Below are 22,911 nucleotides of genomic sequence, written 5' to 3' on the forward strand. Positions count from 1 at the left end.
TCCTTTCCTCTCCCAACACAGCTAACTTTCCTATTCTTTTTATAGAGAAACCTTCTGACTACTAGATGTTTTTTTGTTATTTAAAGGTATTAAATTCCAGTAAAAAGGCATCTTAATTATTGGCAACAGACTTACATACCATTAATTTCAGAATATTATCAAAAATTAACAGCATATTTCTTTTTATTTGGCCGATTATTTATTATAATTACAATGTAAGAATTGATGTTGTCTCATTTTGTGGTTTCGTACGTTATAAGGCAAGTTAGTGTGCTATTTACTCTTCTAAAACAGAAAGGGGAAAAGATGTATGGACAATGAGAACGTTGGAAAGTGCCCGTTTACGGGAGAAAGTTCCGATAAACCGGTTGTAGTAACAAAAAACAAAGACTGGTGGCCGAATCAGCTAGATTTGCATGTGCTTCACCAGCATGACACGAAGACAAACCCACTCGGGGAAGATTTTAACTACGCAGAGGAATTTCAGAAAATCGATTATGCAGGCCTGAAAGAGGACTTACATAATCTTATGACAGACAGCCAAGACTGGTGGCCGGCGGACTATGGTCATTATGGGCCATTCTTCATCCGTATGAGCTGGCATGCTGCAGGTACATATCGTCAAGCAGATGGACGCGGAGGCGGCGGAAGCGGATCTCAGCGTTTTGCCCCTTTAAACAGCTGGCCTGATAATGGAAACTTGGACAAGGCACGCCGACTGCTTTGGCCGATTAAAAAGAAATATGGCAACAAGCTCTCTTGGGCAGACTTGCTTGTTTTTGCAGGAAATGTCGCAATCGAATCCATGGGCGGAAAAACAATTGGATTTGGTGGCGGCCGTGAAGATATTTGGCACCCTGAAGAAGATGTGAACTGGGGTCCGGAGAAGGAATGGCTTGGTGACAACCGCTATTCCGGTGAGCGTGACCTGGAGAATCCGCTTGCTGCCGTTCAGATGGGTTTGATTTACGTGAATCCAGAAGGACCAAATGGCGAACCTGATCCAAAGAAAAGTGCCTTTGATATTCGCGATACCTTCAAACGGATGGGAATGAACGATGAGGAAACCGTGGCATTGACTGCAGGCGGACATACCTTCGGGAAAGCCCATGGTGCGGGTGACCCATCTCATGTGACAGAAGAGCCAGAAGGAGCAGGCCTTGAACACCAAGGGTTTGGTTGGAAGAGCAGCCATGAAACCGGTCACGGCGCTTTCACGATCACAAGTGGAATTGAAGGTGCATGGACACCGACACCGACACAATGGGATATGAGCTATTTTGATTTACTGTTCGGGTATGAGTGGGAGCTGACGAAGAGTCCAGCTGGCGCCTACCAATGGGTACCGATCGATCCGGATGAAGAGCACCTGGCTCCTGACGCTCACGATCCATCCAAAAAAGTGAAAACGATGATGACGACGGCGGACATGGCGATGCGAATGGACCCTGAATACGAAAAAATCTCTCGTCGCTTCCATCAAAATCCGGATGAGTTTGCTGATGCCTTTGCACGTGCATGGTTCAAGCTGCTCCACCGTGATATGGGGCCGCGTGACAGATATTTAGGACCTGAAGTGCCAGAAGAGGAATTTATTTGGCAGGATCCGATTCCAAAAGTGGACTATACATTAACAGATGCAGAGATTGAGGATCTCAAAGCCAAGCTTTTAAATTGCGGACTCTCTGTAAGTGAATTAGTGAAAACTGCTTGGGCTTCTGCCAGCACATACCGTCATTCGGACAGACGTGGTGGCGCAAACGGTGCCCGCGTGCGCCTTTCCCCTCAAAAGGATTGGGAAGCGAACGAGCCAGAGCAGCTTGCAAAAGCCATCAACGTGTTGGAAGATTTGCAGCAAAGCCTAGATAAAAACGTCAGCCTTGCAGATCTGATCGTCCTCGGTGGAAGTGCGGCCGTTGAAAAAGCTGCCAAGGATGCCGGCTTTGACGTGAAGGTTCCGTTCACACCAGGTCGTGGTGATGCCACTCAGGATCAAACAGACGAAGAAAACTTTGAAGTGCTGGAGCCTGTATCTGATGCATTCCGCAACTACCATAAGAAAGAGTACTCCTTGAAACCGGAAGAGTTCATGGTGGACAAGGCGCAGCTTATGGATCTTTCCGCAAAGGAATTGACCGTTCTCATCGGAGGCTTGCGTGTCCTTGGTGCCAACCATGGTGACACCAAGCACGGCGTATTCACTGAGAGAGTAGGTACGCTCACGAATGACTTCTTCTTGACCCTTCTTGATATGGGTGTCGAGTGGAAGCCAGTAGAAGGAGAAGGCTACTACGAAGCACGCGACCGCCAAACAGGCGAACTCGTCCGTACCGCTACAAGAGTAGACCTTGTCTTCGGTTCCCACTCCGTCTTACGTGCCCTTGTCGAAGTGTACGCACAAGACGACAGCCAAGAAAAGTTTGTAAAGGACTTTGTGGCTGCATGGGTGAAAGTGATGGATGCAGATCGTTATGATGTGAAAGTGAAGAAATAATACAAAAAAGCCAGATGGAGGTTACCCCCTTCATCTGACTTTTCTTTTATTTAGTTGTCTTTTTCTCATAAAGCTTAATCGAGCCGCCGCCTGGTCCATATGCGACTCCGCTATTTTTCCAGCCATATCTTTCATAATAGTTATCTATATCTGTTGTTAGGTATAGGGTCTCATAGCCTTTTTCTGCCGCCACGCTTAATCCGTGATCCAAAAGCTTTTCGCCTATTCCCTTCCCTCTATGCTCCTCTGCCACATAAAGGCATGCCAACCATGGGCACAAGTCTTGACGGCTATTAATATCATTTCTTAAAATCGCATACGTACCAATGATTTCGCCATCTTCTAGTCCCACATAAAACCGTGGTATATCAGAAGAGGTGGTAGCAGATTGGAGAATCGCATCTTCGTAAAACTTAAAGTTCTCCTCACTTCCCCACTGCTGCCAAAAAACTTGAATGGCCTGATCCAATAGTTGATTTTTCTTTCTTAGTTCAATAATTTGCATTGTTATGCTCCGTTCGGATGTATAGTAAAGCTATTCCACACTATCTTTTTGATCCGCATAAAACTCATCAATAGCACGCACCCAATTGATACGGGCTATCTTTGCAGCAGTTTCTTTATCACGATTTTCGAATGCTTTTAAGATGGACTCATGTTCTTCTATAGAAGTATCCGTCAGTATAATCGATTGATGAAAATAAAGACGCAGAACATGTGCCTGAAGATTCGACACTGAATTAGCCAGATACGGGTTTTGTGCATTTTCAACAATAATATTATGAAACTGTTCATCCTGCTTTAAAGCGGAATAAAAGTCCCCTTTTTTAATGGCACGAGCGAATGCCTTGTTTATCTCTCGCAATGCATCAATGGTGTCTTGGGTAATTAATGGTGTTGCCAGTTCAGCAGCTAAAGCCTGCAGGGCGCCTAATGGAGGCAGGATCTTCGTGATGTCTTCTTTATTTACAGAGGTGACTTGCGTGCCTACCCCAGGGAACATTTCCACTAGTCCTTGAACATTCAGCAATTGCAACGCTTCCCGTATTGGCGTTCTGCTTACACCTAACGCTTGTGCAAGCTCCGCATCATTTAACTTTTCTTTCGGTTGTAGCGTTCCATCGATGATCCACTCTTGAATTTGAGAAAAGGCTCGCTTTTTTGCAGACACCCGAGTGGGAGATGAATAGTTAGAAGGTATGGGCATAATGAACAACCACCTTTATAAAAAATCAATTACGACTTCAAGTAATATATGTAAAAGTGTATAGCATTCTGCTTTTAAATACAATATATTGCATGACACAATTCTACGTAATATATTGCATAAATATTTTGCATGTGATATCTTGTGTTATGCAATATATTACCTAGTCAAACTAACTTTCTATATATTTTCTTAGAAAACAACCAGATTACTAGATATCAGGAGGATTTGAGATGAATAACAGAATGCCTTTTTCTTTTGTACTAGCCATTGGTTTTATGCTTTTTGCTTTATTCTTTGGCGCGGGGAATTTAATTTTTCCAGCCATGCTCGGTCAATCTGCCGGAACAAATATCTGGTCTGCTAATGCAGGCTTTATCGTAACCGGAGTTGGATTGCCATTACTCGGCGTATTAGCGTTGGGATATTCAGGGAAAAGCGATCTACAGTCCTTGGCAAGCAGGGTACATCCCGTCTTTGGGCTAGCTTTTACAGTTATTTTATATCTAGCCATTGGACCTCTTTTTGCCATCCCTAGAACGGGCACCGCTTCCTTTGAAATGGGGGTTAGGCCTTTCTTATCAGCAGAGAGCAGTAGCGTTGGGTTATTAATCTTTACCATTTTATTTTTTGGGGTTACCATATTCTTTTCGTTGAAATCTTCTAAAATAGTCGATATTGTAGGGAAAGTTTTAACGCCACTGTTGTTAATTTTCATAGGTATTTTAATTGCAGCGGCATTTATTTTTCCAATTGGTAGCTTCCAAGCACCTACAGAAAGTTATGTAGATGGTTCCTTTTTCACTGGATTTCAAGAGGGATACCTGACAATGGATGCCCTTGCTGCCTTTGTATTCGGGATCGTTGTCATCAACGCCGTGAAAGCAAAAGGTGCGACCTCTAAAAAGGAAATTATGATCGCTGTCACAAAAGCAGGCAGTATTGCGGCAGGACTCCTTGCCATCATCTACACTTCCCTATCCTATATTGGAGCATCAAGTGTGGAAGCACTTGGACAATTAGAAAATGGCGGGGCCGTGTTATCAGGTGCAGCCACTCACTTTTTTGGAGCTAATGGTGGACTTTTACTAAGCCTAATCGTTATTGCCGCTTGCCTCACAACAAGTATCGGTCTTATCATTTCTTGTTCTGCGTATTTCAATAAACTGTTACCAAGCATCTCTTACAAGACTTTTGTTATCTTGTTATCTATAACCAGTGCTATTTTTGCAAACGTGGGCTTAACGCAATTGATTGCCGTTTCGGTACCAGTGTTAGTTGCCATTTATCCATTTGTTGTCTGCCTGATGGCCTTAACCTTCTTACATTCGTTCTTTAACGGGAGAAAAGAAGTGTATCAGGGAAGCATGATTTTCACTTCCATCGTGGCAATATCAGACGCGTTAAAGGCTGCGGGTATGAGCATTGTGCCTATCGAAAACCTTTTTGCTACGATCCTTCCTTTATATGAAGTAGGTTTGGGATGGATTTTCCCAGCGATTATCGGGGCTGTGTTGGGGTATATTTGGAGCAAACTAATAAAAGAAAAGCCGCAACGTGTACAGCTTGAGAGGAAAGCGAGTTAATTTCTACAATAGAAAAGTAAAGAAAAAATGGTGGAATTAAAGGTTCCACCATTTTTTTCTTTTGGAGCTGCTTTCATTCATTTTCACCAGTAAATCTTTGAGTTCATCGTTTTGTTTTTTTAAGTCTGCCAACTCGGTTTTCAAATTTATTAGTTCTTGCTGAACTCCCATAAGAAGGCCAGCATGGTCAGATGTTCCTGATGAACTTACCGAGTGAGTTTTCTTCTTATTTGAAAAGTTACTATTACCTGGCTGCAAAACTGTGGAGAATGTATCTATCACGTCTTTATTGCTCATTAATTTTGTTGCTAGCTGCATAATACTATCTACATCTAGTGTATTACTATCTTTCATTAAACCTTCTGTGGAAGAATTAGAATCCTTTTCCTCTATCATTGTTTTTCCCCTCTTCTTTGGTAAAATAAAGGGATTCCATAGAAGAAACCCTAGAGTTCGTTCTTCTATGGAAATCGTCCTTGACTAAAAGGAATTTGTTGTTATAAAGCTACAAAATCTTGGAAGCACTGAATGATTGCTTCTCTTTGTTCTGGAGTACCAATCAGAATAGCTACCAGCAATCCTACTAGTAATAAGATACCAACTACAATAGTTACTAGATTTGGGTTCATGTTGTCCTCCTATTCTTCCATTTTTAGTAAAGGCCCTTACACTCCATATACTATGTAGGATAAGTCTGACATGCTCTAGGTAAGTTACCTTTTCTATTAAAAAAGGCAGATATTTAGATTTTTTTAATAGAATCTACCATTGTAGGGGTCTGACCCCACATTCTTTAAAGCACTAAAGTGCCCATTAAGAATAACAATAATATATCTAACTGCTGTATTGGTCCTCACTTTATTGGTAAAGTATCTAAAGCATACTTTACCAATCGAAAAAAGGCTTGGGTTATCCCAAACCTTTTCAATCGCTATAAGAACTATACTATCAATCAGACCCTGTGATCATAAAATCATCTTGTAAAGAAGCTAATCGCATATTCCGTCTTACCTGATCCCCTTGGTTTACTACGAGGGAGGTGATGTGTCCACTTGCACCTACTGAGATGCCCTTTATCTTTCCTTCTGTTGTTTTGATTAAGAAGAGATTTTCCCATTCATATACATGGCAATTTTCACAAATGTACACTTTTTCAATTATTCCATCATACGGACAATTAATTGAATGATTTCGTTGGATCACACTCTTCCCTCCTTGAAAATTCATGGAACCACTGGATGATAATTTTCCCATCTTTATTCCCCCTCTTCGGGAAAGAAAACAGGATATTCTTTTACTCGTTCACTCATTCATTGAGAAATACAATGATCTATTCAATATGAATATAAATATAAAAGACAATCGACTTAGTTTACATTCCTTAAAAATGCATTGTCTCCTAGAAACAGCGCATCAGACGTAGACAACCCCCATTTCAGCTGATCCTGAAATGGGGGTCAACAACAATAGTTTCATCCTAACCACTACTAGAATTAATTAAATTTAAATGTACTGCAAATATTTCTTCAGACTTTCCTTTACCTCTTCATTTGCAAAAGAAGCTTGTACGCTATCCATGTAAATCTGTTTATATTCTACATCATTCATTGCAAATTCATCCCAGACTAAATCACATTCCTTTGCCATCGTTGTGTTTGAAACCGTTCTGTTGTCCGTATTTACGGTTACTTTTATTCCATCTCTGTGAAAATCGCAAATTGGATGATCACTAATCTGGTTTACTGCTTTGGTTTGAACATTACTTGTTGGACACATTTCAAGTACAACCTGTTTTTGCTTTACAATATTATAAGCTTCTTCACAATCTTTAATGAACACACCGTGTCCAATTCTTTCAGCCCCTAACAATTTTACTGCCTCAAGCACATTTTTACCGATTCCAGTTTCACCTGCGTGGATTGTTACTCTAAATCCATATCCTCTAGCTAATGTGATTGGGTCAATAAATTTTTCGCAAAAACCTTCGTCCTCAGAAGCGCACAAATCAATTGCAACAACCCCTTTTCCTAAGAATTTCTCCCCCTTCTCAACGACCTCAAAAGCACTTTCCACCGACATCGTTCTCATACATGACAAAATGATATTCCCATGAATATCAAATTTCTCTTCTGCCTCTTTCATTCCCTCTATCACACTTAGGATAATTTCTTCTATAGATAAACCCATTTTCGTATGAAGTAAAGGGGCAAATCGAACCTCCATATATTTTACATTTTCCTTTGCTGCATCTTCAAAAAGCTCAAAAGTGATTCTTTTCAAGCTTTCTTTTGACTGCATGACTAAATTAGGAATAGAGAATCTTTTAAGATAGTCATCTAAGGATTCACAGTTCAGTGGAGCAATCAGTTCTTCTTTCATCTCTTCCTTATCAAAAGAAGGGATATGGATGCCATCTTTCTTTGCGATGTCAATGATGGTCTCCGGTCTAACACTCCCGTCCAAATGGCAGTGTAATTCAATTTTAGGTATTTTAGAAAAATTCATGGTTCCCCTCCTATTTTTTTCCATAAAAAAATTCCTGGTTACGAAGAAAGCACAAGTGAAAATTCTTGTATTTCCTTCGTAATCAGGAATTATTGGTACCTGGTAGAAACCTCCAAACCATATTATTGGAGTTATACGAATTTGTGTATTTTATTATGTACTTTATAAAAATAATAAATTCTATCTAAATTGTCAAGGAACTAGAATATCATTCCATTCTCTCAGGGTGGATAGTTTCTCCTTTTATATTCTCCTATTTTAGCTTAGTGAACGCATAGTTTTTAGTTCATGAGTGATAATATATCCATGAAAAGTTATTTGAGGTACCCTCTCTTTTAGCTATAGGAGGTCCCCCAGTGCATATTGTTGAATCTATTAAAAACTTTCTTCCAGAAGCAAATATTTATGTGTATACCATCATTACTTTTTTGGTTCCTTTGACCTTGTCTAAGGTTAGCGGTTTTTTTCATGGCGATCATACAAAACCAGCCAATGAACAACAGGATAAGGCTCCTGCTTTACTTTCGAATGACCTATCTACCAATGTTTATGAAATAAATAAAAATTTCGGGATAAACAAGGACATTATTACAAGAGAGTTCACCTTTGGGAAAGAAAAGACTAGAGCTGCCATCATTTTTGCAAAAGGGCTTGTAGATACAACTATTATCAATAGTAATATACTGGAACCATTGCTAGTAAATCTTCCCGATAATATTGATCCTTCGACAATACAAATTAAAAATCTTTTACCAATTAGCGAGATTTCCGAAGAGAACCGGATTGAAGCTATCAATACAAATGTTCTTAGAGGGCAAACGTTATTATTTTTACAAGATATCGATTATGCATTTGTATTAAAAACAAGCAATGCTAAAGGTCGTAACTTGGAAGAGCCTGTGTCTGAGTTGCAGGTTAGAGGACCGCGAATAGGCTTTAATGAAAACTTGATAGATAATGTGACCCTTCTTCGGAAAGCGGGAGTCAATACTGACCTAAGGTTTATCACCCTTCAATTAGGCAAACGATTCAACAAAGAGTTAGTCATTACCTATGTAGAAGGAATAGCAAACCCTGAAATCATTGAAAATGTGAAACAAAAAATTGAGTCTATCGATATCGATAATTTACCTGAATCAGGATATGTGGAGGAATTGATTGAAGAAAATAATTTCTCTCTATTTCCACAGGTCCAGAGTACAGAACGTCCTGATCGGGTGGTAGCTGCCCTCACTGAAGGAAGAGTTGCCATTATATTAGACGGGTCTCCTTTTGCATTAATTGTACCTGCTACTATTAATATGTTTTTGCAATCACCGGAAGATTACTATGAGCGTTGGATTGCAGGTAGTTTAGTCAGATTCCTAAGGTATGTGGCTGCTTTTATAGCAGTTTTCACACCTGCATTATACATATCTTTTGTATCGTTTCATCAAGGGTTAATCCCTACAAAACTTGCCCTTTCCATTATTAGTTCCAGGGAAGGGGTTCCCTTTCCAATCCTTATTGAAGCTCTTTTAATGGAGGTATCTATTGAGATACTGAGAGAAGCAGGTTTAAGGCTACCGAAACCAATCGGCCAAACGATTGGAATCGTTGGTGGTTTGGTAATCGGGGATGCAGCCGTTCAAGCTGGTATCGTTAGCCCAGTAACTGTAATTGTCGTAGCTCTAACAGCGATTTCTTCTTTTTCGCTTCCACAATATAATATAAGCATTTCGTTAAGAATTTTAAGATTCATTGCCATGTTCCTTGCCGCAACATTGGGATTGTATGGTGTTATAGTCTTTTTTATATTTTTCAGCATACACCTTGTTCGCTTAAAAAGCTTTGGCGTTCCTTACCTTAGCCCTGCAGTGCCTTATCAGACCAATGATTGGAAGGACTTTTTAATACGACTGCCTATATCAGCTATGAAAAAAAGACCAAAGATTTTCAAGCCAACTGACACTATCCGGAAAGGGTAATTTATTTATTAGGGAAGGATCTATTGATTATGAACCCACAACAGGAAAATCGAATTTCGCCTGCTCAAGCCATTATCATCATCATCAACTATATTCTAGGTGTAGGGATACTTACTTTACCTAGAGCACTTGCTGATGAAGTCGGAACTCCTGATATATGGATTACCATTCTGATTAGCAGCCTCTTTCCTTTGGCAGTAGGCTTCATTATTTTAATGCTTAATAATAGATACCCTAAGAAAACATTCTATCAATACAGCCCCAAAATTGTGGGAAGGATAGTAAGCACCATCATTTGCCTATCAATGGTCACATATTTTATAACCTTAACAAGTTTTGAAGTGAGGATTTTAGCTGAGGTTACGGAAACATATTTACTCGAAGGCACTCCTATCCAAATCTTAATTATTCTCTTTTTATGGCTTACCCTTTATTTGAATGTAGATGGCCTTAATTCAATCGCACGGATGTTTCAAATCATTTTTCCCCTTACCGTTTTTATTTTCATATTATTAGCGTTAATGAGCTTAGGTTTATTTGAATTAAAAAACTTAAGGCCAGTTCTTGGCGGCGGTATCGGCCCTGTGTTAAAAGGAATTAAAACGACTTCTTTGTCTTATATCGGCATTGAAATACTAATTATTCTCTCTGCCTTTTTAACGGATCCCAAGAAAGGCAAGAAGGTTGTATTTGTAGGAGTATTAATGCCGACTATTTTCTATCTTGTTACTATTTTAATAGTAATCGGAGCCTTATCGCTTGATGGAGTTGGCAATTTAACATGGCCAACGATAACACTTATCCACTCTTTTGAATTTCCAGGAATATTCTTTGAAAGATATGATTCCCTCTTTTTAACGATTTGGATATTACAAATCTTCGCTACCATATCTATTACGTTATATGCAGCATCTTTAGGACTATCCCAACTTTTCAATAAAGAGATAAGAATCTTTATGTACATGCTCCTTCCCGTAGCTTTCTTTATTTCCATGCTACCCCAAAATCTACAGCAAGCTTTTTCGCTTGGTGACATGCTGGGAAATGCAGCCATTGTTTTATTTGGCATAATCCCCATTATGCTATTAGTTCTCTCTTTCTTAAGGAGGAAACACAGTTGAAGCATTTATATTTTCTCGTAAGACGCTCTTTCCAACTGGTTATATTAATTCCGCTACTTACCGGCTGCTGGAGTTCCAGGGATATTGAAAAACTGGATCTCTTGATTGGTGTTGGAGTGGATACAGCTCAAGAAGGAAATATTACTTCTTCTTACTATGGGACTGATTCTCTACTAACTGTTACCTATCAAATGGCAAAAATAAAAAGCAATCAAAGTCAAGATACTAAAAAGCAAGAAGAAAAACCCTACACCAACGTGGAACAGACCGGAGCCTCCCTCATCGAAACAGCTCGAGATATTATACAGGTAAGAAAAAACACAGTGAACGGCCAACACCAAAGGTTAATAATCATAAGTAGAGAGGTAGCAGAAAATCGAAGTATAAGAGAAATTCTTGATTTTTTTATCCGGGAACCTGAGGCCCGAATGAGTATGCTTGTCATGATTACAGACGGGCTCGCAAAGGACATATTAGGTCATATGGAGACAGACGATATCCCATCCATGCATATATATGATATCACTGAAAACTTTGATAAATCGAACAAGCTACTCGAACGGAAGTCCCTTGCTAAAATAAACGCTTTGATGGAAGCACAATCCAGTTTTATCCTGCAAAACGTCGTACAAATGGATGGTGAACTTAAACTATCCGGTGCCGCTGTAATAAAAGGGAGTACATTGAAGCTAATTGGTTTCTTAAAGGAAGAAGAATTAAAAGGAATAAACTGGATTACCGCACAAACTGATGGCGCTATTGTAAAAGTAATGGAAGAAGACAGTGATAAACCAATAATTTACGAACAAGAAATATTAAAAAGTAAGATTATTCCCACATTAAAGGACGGCAAGCTTTCTTTTCAAGTAAATGTTAAATCAGAAGGGCTAATCATAGAGGTAGCAACCCCTACTCAAGACGTTGCAAAGGAAAAAAACAGAAGAAAAATAGAGGAGCAAATAGCAGAAGAAGTAAAAAAAGAGATTCAAACCAGTTTGGATAGAATTCAAAAAGATTTACAAGCAGATGTCATTGGTTTCCATGATTATGTAAGAATTAAATACCCTAAGTTTTGGAAAGAGCACCAAAGCGAATGGGATTCTATTTTCAGTGAGGCCCCTATCGATTATGAAGTAAAGATTACAATCACTGACTTTGGATTGGGGATACAGAAGTGAGCAAATATAAAAAGCACCTTACTTTGTACAGTAAAGGTGCTTCTCATATTTAGCCTTAACATAGTAGTTTTTGACACTCTACAGAATTATTCCACCGTCACACTCTTCGCAAGGTTACGTGGCTTATCTACGTCACAATCTCTGTGAAGTGCTGCGTAGTAAGAGATCAGCTGTAACGGAATGACAGAAACTAGTGGAGATAGCAGTTCGTTTACTTGTGGTACAACGAAGCTGTCTTCTTCTGTTTCTAGGCCTTTCATGGAGATGATACAAGGGTTGGCACCACGTGCTACTACCTCTTTCACGTTACCGCGGATGGATAGGTCCACTTGTTCTTGTGTGGAGATGGCGATAACTGGTGTACCATTTTCGATTAGGGCGATTGTTCCGTGCTTCAATTCTCCTCCAGCAAATCCTTCTGCTTGGATGTAGGAGATTTCTTTTAGTTTCAATGCACCTTCAAGACCTACATAGTAGTCCATTGTACGGCCGATGAAGAAGCAGTTTCTTGTTGTTGCCAAGAATTTGCGAGCGATGTCTTCAAATTCTTCTTTTGCATCACATAGAACTTCCATTGCATTTGCAACGATTCCTAGGTCTTGCACTAGGTCGAATTCTAGGTTGTGGCCTTTTGATTCAGCTAGTACCGCAGCGAAAATGGATAGAACACCAAGTTGTGCTGTGTATGCTTTAGTAGATGCTACTGCGATCTCAGGGCCAGCGTGAAGTAGCAAGGTGAAATCCGCTTCACGGGATAGTGTAGATCCTTGTACGTTTGTTACTGTAAGTGCTGGGTAACCTAGCTCTTTCACTTGTACAAGTACTGCACGGCTGTCCGCTGTTTCTCCACTTTGAGAGATGAAGATGAATAGCGGCTTTTCAGAAAGAATTGGCATGTTGTAGTTGAACTCACTTGCTACGTGTACTTCTACAGGTACCTTTGCAAGCTTTTCAATCATTTGTGCTCCAACAAGTCCTGCGTGATAGCTTGTTCCTGCTGCCACGATGTAAAGACGGTCAGATTGCTTCACCGCATCGATGATGTCCTCATCAATCGTCAAATCGCCGTTTTCGTTTTGGTATTTTTGGATGAGCTTACGAATTACTAATGGCTGCTCATCGATTTCTTTTAGCATGTAATGTGGGTATGTGCCTTTTTCGATATCACTTGCATCAAGTTCAGCTGTATATGGCGCACGCTCAACGATTTCACCGTTCAGCTTTTTGATTGTTACCGCTTCTTTTTTCACGATAACCATTTCTTTGTCCATCAGTTCAACGAATTGGTCCGTTACCTGGATCATCGCCATTGCATCACTTGCCACCACGTTGAAGTCACCTTTTCCAACTCCAACCAATAGAGGGCTCTTATTTTTCCCTACATAGATTGTTTCTGGATCTTCGTTATCCAATAAAGCAATCGCGTAAGAACCTTTTAAGATGGAAAGAGTGCGACGCATCGCTTCTTCCACATGCTGTCCTTCGTTTGCAAATTTCTCGATGATTTGTACGACTACTTCTGTATCTGTTTCACTCACAAGCTCTACACCTTGTAAGTGTTCGCGTTTCAGTTGTGAATAGTTCTCGATCACTCCGTTGTGAACAAGTGTAAAGCGACCAGACGTGCTTTGGTGTGGATGCGCATTTACTTGGCTTGGGACACCGTGAGTTGCCCAGCGAGTGTGACCGATTCCAGTTGTTGCAGAAACAGTGTTGTCCACTACTTCGCGAAGGTCCGCGATACGGCCTTTTTCCTTGAATACGTGTACGCCGCCTTCGTTCATCACCGCGATACCTGCAGAGTCATATCCACGGTATTCAAGCTTTTCTAGACCTTTTAAAAGAATTTCCTTTGTATCCTGTGTTCCGATATATCCTACGATTCCGCACATAAATAGTTTCCTCCCTAGCGTTGCAGGGACAAGAAAGCACACCATAAAAGGGGGACGATCTTGCCCCCACATTACCTATAAAATATTTTTTGTCATCATAGTAACAGTCTTTGTACATAAAGTTGCCTTTATGCTTTAAACTGCTCCTGGGTCGGTTGTGATTTGGCAACCGGGAGGCATCCGCCGATGGATCGATAAACCTCCTCCTCGTCAACTAAGCATTGTTTCGTCCGTCGCTTAGTTCAGGCGCTTTGTATATATAGTTATTGTGAGACTTTAATGCTCCTTTCCGTTCTTGAATAGCAACAAATAATATCTTACCTTCCATACCCCAATTCGTCAACAATTATGTGGATTATTACCAATTAATGCAAAGGGAGGTTGGGAGAGATAAGTATGGATGGCCAGGCATTTGCTCATAACTCAATATAGGGCGAAATCTTTCTAGATTAGAACGAATTCCACTCATTTTTAATTGGTTTTTAAGCATTCGGACAATTTCCCATACAATTCGGACACTTCCGCATGGTTTTGGGGGTGGGTTGGGACAATTGATGGCTACTGTTCGGTCAAATTTTAATGCCGTTTGGACATTTAAAAAATTCGTTCGGACAATTAGTTTCAATCTTCGGTCAAAATCGTGAAATCTTCGGTCAACTTTCCCGAAACTTCGGTCAAAATCAGCAAAACTTCGGACAATTACAAATCCAGTGCATGCATGTCTCGAGCTTCAACCATTCTCCACTCCACATAATTACCAACAATCAAAAATGTTACAAGGCATCATCCTCGCTAACCAAAATTCCCACACCATATAAAAAAGATATGCATCCACCGCTTCATAAGTGCGGCGTATGCATATCTTTCTCGTTCACTCTTTCAATTATTCCGTGCCCATTTCCGCACGCACAACAGCTGCGATACGCTCTACGTACTCATCGCATTGCTCTTGTGTTGGTGCTTCGGCCATGACACGTACAAGTGGCTCTGTACCGGAAGGACGCACAAGAATGCGGCCATTGCCGTTCATTTCCGCTTCTACTTCTTCAATGACAGCTTTTACTTTCTCGTTCTCTGTAACACGGTGCTTGTCCGTTACTTTGATGTTCACAAGAAGTTGAGGGAACTTAGTCATTTCGCCAGCAAGCTCGGAAAGGCTCTTTTTCGTCAACTTCATAATGTTCACAAGCTGAAGGCCTGTCAGCATGCCATCACCAGTTGTGTTGTAGTCAAGGAAGATGATGTGGCCGGATTGCTCTCCGCCAAGAAGGTAATTACCGTTCTTCATTTCTTCCACTACATAACGGTCGCCGACTGCTGTTTGCTTTGTTTCCACATTACTAGCCTCTAGTGCTTTGTAGAAGCCAAGGTTGCTCATGACAGTGGAAACGACTGTGTTATGACGAAGGCGTCCTTGCTCGCTCAAGTATTTAGCACAGATGAACATGATCTGATCGCCGTCGACAATTTGTCCCTTTTCATCGACTGCGATGATACGGTCGCCATCACCATCAAATGCTAAACCGATATCCGCTCCCTTTTCCAGCACCAATTCTGCAAGTGCCTCTGGGTGAGTAGAACCAACACCGTCATTGATGTTCAATCCGTTCGGAGAAGAACCCATCGTAGAGATGTCCGCCTCAAGATCTGCAAAAAGATGTGTCGCATGAGAAGATGTCGCGCCGTGTGCACAATCTAGGGCAATATGAATGCCGGAGAAATCCTCATCCACTGTTTGTTTTAGGAATTGAAGGTATTTCTGTCCGCCTTCGAAATAGTCGTTCACTTGACCTAGGTCAGCGCCGACTGGACGTGGAAGGCTATCTGTCTCTTCGTCCATCAATGCTTCAATTTCTGCTTCCTGCTCGTCAGAAAGTTTGAAACCGTCCGGTCCGAAAAACTTGATTCCATTGTCCGCAACCGGATTATGAGAAGCAGAGATCATCACACCAGCTTGGGCACCCAATGCTTTTGTCAGATATGCAACACCTGGGGTCGAAATAACTCCCAAGCGCATAACTTCTGCACCAATGGAAAGTAATCCTGCCACTAACGCCCCTTCAAGCATATGTCCTGAAATACGTGTATCGCGGCCGATCAACACTTTTGGACGGGTCTGGTCCTTTGTTAACACATATCCACCCAAACGTCCTACTTTAAATGCCAATTCAGGCGTTAATTCCGAGTTCGCTACCCCGCGCACTCCATCCGTTCCAAAATATTTACCCATTTCGTAAATCTCTCCTTTTACTACTCATTAGTTTCTTCTATCAATCTGAACTTTACATTTCTCTTCGGCAGGTCCCATGAGACATTTTGTGGACCATTTATTTCAAGAGGCACTTCATGCTCTCCTGCATTCAAATCCGTCACATTGACATACATCTCCATATCGGTGCTGTTGACGTTCTCAAGGACGCTTGGGGACCCTAGGACTGTCAGGTCCAATAACCCGGTTTCGGGGTCCATGAACTCAAGCTCCAATCCTTCTGTAAGGCCGATAAATTGGATGGGGACGTTTGTAAATGTTTTTTGCTCTTCTTTTTCCACTTCCACGTTGATTTTGATTTTCTCCGGTACCACCCGTTTTACTCCGTCCGGTACAGGAACATCCACTTCAACGGTTGTGCTTTCTGTTATTTCCGTTAAATCCAAATCTATATTATCAATGAACTCTAGCTTGTCTATGGTACTTTTCGGCCCATAAACGGTCACTTCGTTCGGTACTGCTTCCACTTTGGTGATGCTCAAGTTCTCTCCAAGTGATCCTTTTCGATTTATCTTCAAAGGAACGGACTTGTAAGGACTAGTGACCGGGACACTGACGTCCACCACAGGAGGTTCCACTTCCACATTTAAAGAGTTCCCTTCCCTGTCATATACGGTGACACGCGATTGTTGTTCCACAGACTCATTGACACCTTTTAAATCCACACGGGCTTTTACAAGGGCAATGCTTTCAATCAGTTCACGCGAACCTGTTACTTTTACGATGTTCGGTTTCACGATTGGCTGTTCCGTCTGGTAACCTTCTTCCATCTGCCCTCTGTTAATAAAATCAACATCCACAGGAAAGTCCTTCGAAATTCTTTCATGAATCGTCACAGAAGCGATAGCCGGCTCAATCGTTACGCTTAATCTATCAGATAGATTGCGATGCTGCAGTGTCACTTGGTGTGTCCCTACCCCAAGATCGGAAAGGTCTGCGAACACTTCAAAATCTTTTTGCAGGGCAGCAGGCTTAACCGTTGCAGTCGGGCCTTCAAGCGTCACCGCAACACTTTGTGGAACTCCGGTCACAACGAGATTCTCACGGTCATAATAAGACTCCACAGGGACATCGGTCACTGTTTCCACATCATTGGATCCTGAAAACGGTGGAGGGGTGGTGTTAGTTCGCTGCTGTGTGGAAGTATTTTCGATGTTAACGGACATGTATAGCATAAAGGCCATCAACAATGCGATAATTTTCATCACCCAACGGTTATTGATAAACTTATCCATCCTTTTTCCCCCTCCACTGCCAGCGAGTTGAAGATGTAGTTTTGATACTTGTATCCATTTCCTTCATCAACAGGTCACTGAATATATCAGGTTCTAAATCGCGGTGCAGTTCGCCGTTCTTCGTGACGGAAATATTTCCTGTCTCCTCTGACACGACAATTGTAAGACTATCTGTTACTTCACTGATTCCCAGTGCGGCTCTGTGCCTTGTTCCCAGTTCCTTCGATATAAAAGGACTCTCGGACAATGGCAAGTAACATGCTGCGGCGGATACTTTGCTTTTTTGTAAGATTACCGCACCATCATGAAGTGGCGTATTCGGTATAAAAATATTGATGAGAAGCTCGGAGGACACTTTTGCATGTAACGGTATACCCGTTTCTATGTAATCTCCCATTCCAGTTTCTCTTTCAATGGATATAAGTGCTCCAATACGGCGCTTTGCCATGTATTGAACAGATTTCACGACTGCTTCCATCATCTTGGCATGCTCTTCTTCATCATCCACACCGCTTCTATAGAACAGTTTCCCTCGACCCAATTGCTCAAGGGCACGTCGCAGCTCAGGCTGGAAAATAATGATGATCGCCAAGAATCCCCAGGTCAACGCTTGGTCCATCAGCCATTGCAAGGTGCTTAATCCTAAGAAGCTACTAATGATCCTTACAACCACTATCACTGTTATTCCTTTTAACAGCTGAACCGCCTTTGTCCCACGGATGACCATGATAAGCTTATAAATAACAAACCAAACCAGCAAAATATCGACTATATTTGCCAGGTAACTTAAATATGGCATATCTCCAAAAGGTATTTCAAAAGGCATTCTCACACTTCCTTTAACAGTACAAGATTTATGTATCAAGTACGAAAACCGTAACCATGTCATTATAGCATATTTTTAATAATCAAGTAGAAATGGCCCTATAAATCATGATTTGCAATATTATTATAATCTCCTTGAAATATAAAAAGATGCTTGAGTATTTCAAGCATCCAAGACTCTCGACAAACTATAAATTAATTAGGTTGACTGTTGATCTTCGTTCCAGGCGCTTCGCTTTCCTGCGGGCGGTCCGGAAGCCTCCTCGGGCTAACGCCCTCCGGGGTCTTCCCTGTCCCTTCTCCCCGCGGGAGTCTTCGCGCCTTCCACTATGATCAACTTGAAAACTGCTATGAAGTTTTTTTGTCAACACACTGAGATGCTTGAGTATTTCAAGCATCTCTAAGACTTTGACACAGCAGTAGATCTCCGTTTAACTCTTCCCTCTAATCGTTGAAAACATCAACGGCTTTTTTGAAGCCATCTTTCATGGTGAACCAGATCCACTCAAACAGTTGGTTTATTTCTTCTATGTCACCTGTTACCTGCCCAGCAGAAGCAAGATAGTTCTCCCCATTGACCACTTCACCATTGATGACCGTCACGTTTCCCCTGACTTCTCCTTCGACGAGGATGTTACCGTTTTTGACCACAACATCCCCTTCTACCACTTCACCCTCGGGAACAATCACGGTGTTATCCTGAACGACAAGATTCGGCTGGTTGGTAAAGGCGAATTTATCCTCCTGCCATCCCCCGAAGAGGCTCCCTGCCATCAAAATAAAGAAAATGGCGGCAGCTACAAACAGTGGGTGCGAACGCATCCAACGGTTCCAGCCAATGGTTTTCTTTTCTTTTGGTAAACTGCTCATCACTTTTTGCGTGAAATCATTTGGTGCAGATATGTGAGAGGTACTCTGCACAAGCGCAATTGCCTTCTCCAGCTCATGGAAAACTTGTAGACATTCCTTGCAATCGTGGAGATGCGCTTTAAGTTCCTTTTCCTGTTCTTTATCTAAATCACCATCTAAATACTCATGCATATACTGGACGATTTGTTCCGGACATTTGCTCATTTTACTTACACCTCCAGAATTAAACATGGCGCAATTGCTGCCTAAGCGCTTCTCGCCCTCTATGAATACGTGTTTTTACCGTTCCTACTGGAATCTCCAGTATCTCACTGATCTCAATCAACGAAAGCTCGTCGATATATTTTAACACAATCACCGAACGGTACTTGTCCGGAAGCTTCAATATTTGACGCTGGATTTCCCCTTGAAGCTCCATCGTTTCCACTTCCTCCTCAGGAAGGGCAATGTCTGCGGCCACTTGGGAATACATCGTCAATCCCTCGGTCCCTGCGACCTCTGCATCTAAATAATAATCCGGCTTCTTTTTACGAATACGGTCGATCGTTAAGTTCGTTGCAATTCGGTAGAGCCACGTAGAAAACTTCCGGTTAACATCAAAGCTATTAATATTGATATATGCCCGAATAAACGCCTCCTGTGCAATATCCTCCGCTTCATGTGAATTACCGATCATCCGGTACACAAGCTGATAGATTTTATCTTTGAATATCTCCACGATTTCCGCAAACGCATCCTGATCGCCTTTTTTTATTTGTTTTATTCTTTTTCTTATTAGCTCTTCCATTCCGTTCCCCCGATGTCTGGCGGTCGACTAGTAATACGTGCCTTCGCCGTAAAAGGTTTCATTTTTCTTTATAAAATATATTCTAACAAATTTTTACTAAAATTGGTTTGAAAAAGGATAAAAGAGGGTAAAAACTACTAGGATTAGTTTTGAAGCCTAATGAATAAGGGGTGTTATACATTGGCAGTCCATGCTACCGTCCATTTACAAGAAGCTATTGAGAGAAAAAGAGAAGAAATGATTCGACTTTCCTCCTCCAACCATCTACATTCCAAAGAAGTAATTGATGCGAGCACCTCGCTTGATTCATTGATAAACCAATACTTATATTTACAAATAAAACGAAAACCAGCAACTTCCTGATAAAAGTTGCTGGTGTTTTTTTATTTACAGGAGTTTTTCCCCAAACAATGAACCCATCAGAGCAACAGCCACCGTTGCTGTTTTATTACGCTCATCAAGGATCGGGTTAACTTCCACAAACTCTGCTGAAGTCAAAATATCAGCCTCTTCTAACATCTCCATTGCCAAATGACTTTCCCGATAAGAGATTCCGCCAAGGACAGGTGTACCCACTCCAGGTGCATCATGCGGGTCCAAGCCATCCAGGTCTAAGGAAAGGTGAACACCATCTGCCCCTTGCTCCTTCAAATATGCAATGGCTTCCTCCATCACCGCAGTCATCCCCAACCTATCTATCTCGTGCATCGTAAATACTTTAATCCCCTTTTCCTTAATGAGTACTTTCTCTCCCTCATCAAGTGATCTAGCCCCGATGATCACGATGTTTTCTGGTTTAATCTTAGTACCATACCCACCAATATTGGTCAGTGTTGGATCTCCAAGTCCTAAGCTAACAGCTAACGGCATCCCGTGAATGTTACCCGATGGTGATGTATCCCCGGTATTCAAGTCTCCATGCGCATCATACCAGATGACGCCGAGGTTAGGATAATGCTTCGCAAGGCCAGCAATCGTCCCAATGGCAATACTGTGGTCCCCTCCCAATACTAAAGGGAATTTACCCTGAGTGACTACTTCATCCACTTTTGATGCAAGGTTCTCACTTGCTTCCGCAACCGCTTTCAAATTCTTTAAATTACTTTCCGCTTCATCTGATCTTTCCCTGCTGCCAATTTCAATATCTCCTAAATCTTCAATACTGTGGGCCACCCTTTCCAATCTCTCTACTACTCCCGCATAACGAATTGCGCTGGGACCCATATCCACTCCGCGACGTGTTTGTCCCAAGTCCATTGGTACTCCAATAATGCTAATATCCTTCTTCATGAATCGTTCCCCCTTATTTAATCTGCTTCTATTGTATAGCGAAAACAAGAGATGACTCAACTCGACATAGTTTTGAATATATATGCAGTTTGGAATTGTCGGATTATTAATTAGAGAAGGGGAGGGGCAAGGTTGGCTGGGAGAGATTTTAGGATAGCTTTTAGCGTTAGGTTTAGGTGATCTGAGAGGCCATTTTTTTCGTCCGATTAACTGTGATTTTCGCCTGTATATTTTAATTTTCGCCCGTTTAGGTCGGTTAATAGCCCAAAAAGTTAAAATAATCGCCCGATTCAATCGCGGGGTCCTTTTAGCCTTATCTAGATACGAGGGAAACTTCCCTGCTTCTATTATTGTTAACTCCTTCCGTAACTCTAGATTACGAAGCAAACAAAAAAGCCATAAACCCAAAGGTCTATGACTTAAACTTTATTAGAAAGTGGAGCCTAGCGGGATCGAACCGCTGACCTCCTGCGTGCAAAGCAGGCGCTCTCCCAGCTGAGCTAAGGCCCCTTATGAAGTAATAATAAAGCTTGTAATATAAAAAAAGATGTGCCATGAAGGACTCGAACCTTCGACCCTCTGATTAAAAGTCAGATGCTCTACCGACTGAGCTAATGGCACGTTGGCTGGGCTAGCTGGATTCGAACCAACGCATGTCGCAGTCAAAGTGCGATGCCTTACCGCTTGGCTATAGCCCACTAATGAAAATGTTTTTGTATAAACTTTATGTATTTCATACCCAAAATGCCAGGTTAACTAACTTCACTTATTATCTCTAGTTAGAGAAAGTTTATACACAATTTCAAACAAAAACTCCGGAATTTTCATTTCGAAGTTGAATGGTGGAGGGGGGCAGATTCGAACTGCCGAACCCGAAGGAGCGGATTTACAGTCCGCCGCGTTTAGCCACTTCGCTACCCCTCCAAGGGATATGGTGGAGGATGACGGGATCGAACCGCCGACCCCCTGCTTGTAAGGCAGGTGCTCTCCCAGCTGAGCTAATCCTCCAATGTAATAAAGGTATTTATTTAAAAATTTTAAAAGGAAAGTTATTTTCACTATCGTGAAAAAACTTTGGTGACCCGTACGGGATTCGAACCCGTGTTACCGCCGTGAAAGGGCGGTGTCTTAACCGCTTGACCAACGGGCCAATTTTCATTGTATAAGCTTCCAACCGGGCTCGAACCGGTGACCTCTTCCTTACCATGGAAGTGCTCTACCTAACTGAGCTATGGAAGCATGGCTCCACCAGTAGGATTCGAACCTACGACCCTTCGGTTAACAGCCGAATGCTCTACCGCTGAGCTATGGTGGAACAATACTAGCCTGGCAACGTCCTACTCTCACAGGGGGAGATCCCCCAACTACCATCGGCGCTGAAGAGCTTAACTTCCGTGTTCGGTATGGGAACGGGTGTGACCTCTTCGCCATCATTACCAGACAAATAATATTATACAAAATTGAGAAAGAAAATCAAGAAGTTTTTCAACTTTCTTGTTCCTTCAAAACTAGATAATGTGTTCGTATCAAGAATTCATATCGTTCATAAAATTACTTATTGTTGGGTTAAGTCCTCGATCGATTAGTATTCGTCAGCTCCACATGTCGCCATGCTTCCACCTCGAACCTATCTACCTGATCATCTTTCAGGGATCTTACTTACCGAAGTAAAAGGAAATCTCATC

The 22,911-nt window shown here is 41.6% G+C and carries 19 protein-coding genes, 8 tRNA genes, 2 rRNA genes and 1 riboswitch; of the genes, 6 read left to right on the forward strand and 23 right to left on the reverse strand.

Going from position 1 to position 22,911, the window contains the following annotated elements; genetic code table 11:
* The first annotated feature begins 310 nt into the window (after positions 1–310).
* The gene (katG, locus tag EKQ44_RS19365) at positions 311–2,494 is read left to right on the forward strand and encodes a catalase/peroxidase HPI (RefSeq protein WP_237665205.1); all 2,184 of its coding nucleotides are present in this window, start codon (positions 311–313) and stop codon (positions 2,492–2,494) included.
* Positions 2,495–2,540: 46 nt separating this feature from the next.
* Here katG and EKQ44_RS19370 read toward each other — a convergent pair whose 3' ends face one another.
* Together EKQ44_RS19370 and EKQ44_RS19375 are read right to left on the reverse strand one after the other, a co-directional pair.
* Complete coding sequence (locus EKQ44_RS19370; protein ID WP_237665206.1) at positions 2,541–2,999, reverse strand: GNAT family N-acetyltransferase; 459 nt, start codon at positions 2,997–2,999, stop codon at positions 2,541–2,543.
* Positions 3,000–3,029: 30 nt separating this feature from the next.
* Positions 3,030–3,701, reverse strand: a complete 672-nt coding sequence (locus EKQ44_RS19375; protein WP_237665207.1) for a GntR family transcriptional regulator — start codon at positions 3,699–3,701, stop codon at positions 3,030–3,032.
* 233 nt (positions 3,702–3,934) lie between these two features.
* Here EKQ44_RS19375 and brnQ point away from each other — a divergent pair, with 233 nt between their 5' ends.
* Complete coding sequence (brnQ, locus tag EKQ44_RS19380) at positions 3,935–5,287, forward strand: branched-chain amino acid transport system II carrier protein (RefSeq protein ID WP_237665208.1); 1,353 nt, start codon at positions 3,935–3,937, stop codon at positions 5,285–5,287.
* 36 nt (positions 5,288–5,323) lie between these two features.
* Here brnQ and EKQ44_RS19385 read toward each other — a convergent pair whose 3' ends face one another.
* From EKQ44_RS19385 to add, 4 genes are all read right to left on the reverse strand, one after another.
* Entirely contained in the window at positions 5,324–5,683 is a 360-nt protein-coding gene (locus EKQ44_RS19385; RefSeq protein WP_237665209.1) for a hypothetical protein, read from the reverse strand.
* Positions 5,684–5,784: 101 nt separating this feature from the next.
* Positions 5,785–5,916, reverse strand: coding sequence for a hypothetical protein (locus EKQ44_RS21530; RefSeq protein ID WP_269151732.1), 132 nt, complete (start codon positions 5,914–5,916; stop codon positions 5,785–5,787).
* Between the two features lie 319 nt (positions 5,917–6,235).
* Entirely contained in the window at positions 6,236–6,541 is a 306-nt protein-coding gene (locus tag EKQ44_RS19390; protein WP_237665225.1) for a biotin/lipoyl attachment domain-containing protein, read from the reverse strand.
* Positions 6,542–6,790: 249 nt separating this feature from the next.
* Positions 6,791–7,792, reverse strand: a complete 1,002-nt coding sequence (gene add, locus EKQ44_RS19395) for an adenosine deaminase (protein WP_237665210.1) — start codon at positions 7,790–7,792, stop codon at positions 6,791–6,793.
* Positions 7,793–7,851: 59 nt separating this feature from the next.
* Positions 7,852–7,951, reverse strand: a riboswitch (purine riboswitch).
* Positions 7,952–8,148: 197 nt separating this feature from the next.
* Between add and EKQ44_RS19400 the strand changes: the two genes are divergently transcribed.
* Genes EKQ44_RS19400 through EKQ44_RS19410 form a run of 3 tightly spaced genes read left to right on the forward strand, consistent with a single transcriptional unit; the run spans position 8,149 to position 12,058 of the window.
* Positions 8,149–9,759, forward strand: coding sequence for a spore germination protein (locus EKQ44_RS19400; RefSeq protein ID WP_237665211.1), 1,611 nt, complete (start codon positions 8,149–8,151; stop codon positions 9,757–9,759).
* A gap of 29 nt (positions 9,760–9,788) precedes the next feature.
* Positions 9,789–10,880, forward strand: coding sequence for a GerAB/ArcD/ProY family transporter (locus tag EKQ44_RS19405; protein WP_237665212.1), 1,092 nt, complete (start codon positions 9,789–9,791; stop codon positions 10,878–10,880).
* Positions 10,877–12,058, forward strand: coding sequence for a Ger(x)C family spore germination protein (locus EKQ44_RS19410; protein WP_237665213.1), 1,182 nt, complete (start codon positions 10,877–10,879; stop codon positions 12,056–12,058). The genes EKQ44_RS19405 and EKQ44_RS19410 overlap by 4 nt, the downstream gene beginning before the upstream one ends.
* A gap of 86 nt (positions 12,059–12,144) precedes the next feature.
* Here EKQ44_RS19410 and glmS read toward each other — a convergent pair whose 3' ends face one another.
* The 6 genes from glmS to sigW form a co-directional block, all read right to left on the reverse strand.
* Complete coding sequence (glmS, locus tag EKQ44_RS19415) at positions 12,145–13,950, reverse strand: glutamine--fructose-6-phosphate transaminase (isomerizing) (RefSeq protein WP_237665214.1); 1,806 nt, start codon at positions 13,948–13,950, stop codon at positions 12,145–12,147.
* A gap of 883 nt (positions 13,951–14,833) precedes the next feature.
* Positions 14,834–16,180 (reverse strand): phosphoglucosamine mutase, encoded by a 1,347-nt coding sequence (gene glmM, locus EKQ44_RS19420; protein WP_237665215.1) that lies wholly within the window; start codon positions 16,178–16,180, stop codon positions 14,834–14,836.
* A gap of 20 nt (positions 16,181–16,200) precedes the next feature.
* Positions 16,201–17,454: a CdaR family protein gene (locus EKQ44_RS19425; RefSeq protein WP_237665216.1), complete on the reverse strand. Its 1,254-nt coding sequence runs from the start codon at positions 17,452–17,454 to the stop codon at positions 16,201–16,203.
* Positions 17,447–18,268, reverse strand: a complete 822-nt coding sequence (gene cdaA / locus EKQ44_RS19430; RefSeq protein ID WP_237665224.1) for a diadenylate cyclase CdaA — start codon at positions 18,266–18,268, stop codon at positions 17,447–17,449. The genes EKQ44_RS19425 and cdaA overlap by 8 nt, the downstream gene beginning before the upstream one ends.
* Positions 18,269–18,723: 455 nt before the next feature.
* Positions 18,724–19,353 carry an anti-sigma factor family protein gene (locus EKQ44_RS19435; protein WP_237665217.1) on the reverse strand — a complete coding sequence of 210 codons (630 nt, stop codon included), beginning with the start codon at positions 19,351–19,353 and terminating at the stop codon, positions 18,724–18,726.
* Positions 19,354–19,372: 19 nt separating this feature from the next.
* Positions 19,373–19,936 carry an RNA polymerase sigma factor SigW gene (gene sigW, locus EKQ44_RS19440; protein ID WP_237665218.1) on the reverse strand — a complete coding sequence of 188 codons (564 nt, stop codon included), beginning with the start codon at positions 19,934–19,936 and terminating at the stop codon, positions 19,373–19,375.
* A 180-nt stretch (positions 19,937–20,116) separates the two neighbouring features.
* Between sigW and EKQ44_RS19445 the strand changes: the two genes are divergently transcribed.
* Positions 20,117–20,299, forward strand: coding sequence for an aspartyl-phosphate phosphatase Spo0E family protein (locus tag EKQ44_RS19445; RefSeq protein ID WP_237665219.1), 183 nt, complete (start codon positions 20,117–20,119; stop codon positions 20,297–20,299).
* A 24-nt stretch (positions 20,300–20,323) separates the two neighbouring features.
* Here EKQ44_RS19445 and rocF read toward each other — a convergent pair whose 3' ends face one another.
* From rocF to EKQ44_RS19500, 11 genes are all read right to left on the reverse strand, one after another.
* Entirely contained in the window at positions 20,324–21,226 is a 903-nt protein-coding gene (gene rocF / locus EKQ44_RS19450) for an arginase (RefSeq protein WP_237665220.1), read from the reverse strand.
* A 437-nt stretch (positions 21,227–21,663) separates the two neighbouring features.
* Positions 21,664–21,736, reverse strand: a tRNA-Ala gene (locus EKQ44_RS19455).
* Between the two features lie 38 nt (positions 21,737–21,774).
* Positions 21,775–21,847: transfer RNA gene (locus EKQ44_RS19460), tRNA-Lys, on the reverse strand.
* Positions 21,848–21,849: 2 nt separating this feature from the next.
* Positions 21,850–21,924 (reverse strand) — tRNA-Gln (locus EKQ44_RS19465).
* A gap of 142 nt (positions 21,925–22,066) precedes the next feature.
* A tRNA-Tyr gene (locus EKQ44_RS19470) sits at positions 22,067–22,150 on the reverse strand.
* Between the two features lie 8 nt (positions 22,151–22,158).
* Positions 22,159–22,234, reverse strand: a tRNA-Val gene (locus tag EKQ44_RS19475).
* A 67-nt stretch (positions 22,235–22,301) separates the two neighbouring features.
* Positions 22,302–22,376, reverse strand: a tRNA-Glu gene (locus EKQ44_RS19480).
* Positions 22,377–22,391: 15 nt separating this feature from the next.
* Positions 22,392–22,465: transfer RNA gene (locus EKQ44_RS19485), tRNA-Thr, on the reverse strand.
* A 1-nt stretch (position 22,466) separates the two neighbouring features.
* A tRNA-Asn gene (locus EKQ44_RS19490) sits at positions 22,467–22,541 on the reverse strand.
* Between the two features lie 9 nt (positions 22,542–22,550).
* A 5S ribosomal RNA gene (gene rrf, locus EKQ44_RS19495) occupies positions 22,551–22,667 on the reverse strand.
* 121 nt (positions 22,668–22,788) lie between these two features.
* A 23S ribosomal RNA gene (locus EKQ44_RS19500) occupies positions 22,789–22,911 on the reverse strand; the annotation flags it as partial.

This window comes from Sutcliffiella horikoshii, from assembly GCF_021991925.1.
In the GTDB taxonomy this organism is placed as follows: domain Bacteria; phylum Bacillota; class Bacilli; order Bacillales; family Bacillaceae_I; genus Sutcliffiella_A; species Sutcliffiella_A horikoshii_F.

What these genes read in the sequence shown, in the direction of transcription:
- katG (WP_237665205.1), top strand. Translation starts at nt 311, where the DNA reads ATGGACAATGAGAACGTTGGAAAGTGCCCGTTTACGGGAGAAAGTTCC.
- EKQ44_RS19370 (WP_237665206.1), bottom strand. Translation starts at nt 2,999, where the DNA reads ATGCAAATTATTGAACTAAGAAAGAAAAATCAACTATTGGATCAGGCC.
- EKQ44_RS19375 (WP_237665207.1), bottom strand. Translation starts at nt 3,701, where the DNA reads ATGCCCATACCTTCTAACTATTCATCTCCCACTCGGGTGTCTGCAAAA.
- brnQ (WP_237665208.1), top strand. Translation starts at nt 3,935, where the DNA reads ATGAATAACAGAATGCCTTTTTCTTTTGTACTAGCCATTGGTTTTATG.
- EKQ44_RS19385 (WP_237665209.1), bottom strand. Translation starts at nt 5,683, where the DNA reads ATGATAGAGGAAAAGGATTCTAATTCTTCCACAGAAGGTTTAATGAAA.
- EKQ44_RS21530 (WP_269151732.1), bottom strand. Translation starts at nt 5,916, where the DNA reads ATGAACCCAAATCTAGTAACTATTGTAGTTGGTATCTTATTACTAGTA.
- EKQ44_RS19390 (WP_237665225.1), bottom strand. Translation starts at nt 6,541, where the DNA reads ATGGGAAAATTATCATCCAGTGGTTCCATGAATTTTCAAGGAGGGAAG.
- add (WP_237665210.1), bottom strand. Translation starts at nt 7,792, where the DNA reads ATGAATTTTTCTAAAATACCTAAAATTGAATTACACTGCCATTTGGAC.
- EKQ44_RS19405 (WP_237665212.1), top strand. Translation starts at nt 9,789, where the DNA reads ATGAACCCACAACAGGAAAATCGAATTTCGCCTGCTCAAGCCATTATC.
- glmS (WP_237665214.1), bottom strand. Translation starts at nt 13,950, where the DNA reads ATGTGCGGAATCGTAGGATATATCGGAACACAGGATACAAAGGAAATT.
- glmM (WP_237665215.1), bottom strand. Translation starts at nt 16,180, where the DNA reads ATGGGTAAATATTTTGGAACGGATGGAGTGCGCGGGGTAGCGAACTCG.
- EKQ44_RS19425 (WP_237665216.1), bottom strand. Translation starts at nt 17,454, where the DNA reads ATGGATAAGTTTATCAATAACCGTTGGGTGATGAAAATTATCGCATTG.
- EKQ44_RS19435 (WP_237665217.1), bottom strand. Translation starts at nt 19,353, where the DNA reads ATGAGCAAATGTCCGGAACAAATCGTCCAGTATATGCATGAGTATTTA.
- sigW (WP_237665218.1), bottom strand. Translation starts at nt 19,936, where the DNA reads ATGGAAGAGCTAATAAGAAAAAGAATAAAACAAATAAAAAAAGGCGAT.
- rocF (WP_237665220.1), bottom strand. Translation starts at nt 21,226, where the DNA reads ATGAAGAAGGATATTAGCATTATTGGAGTACCAATGGACTTGGGACAA.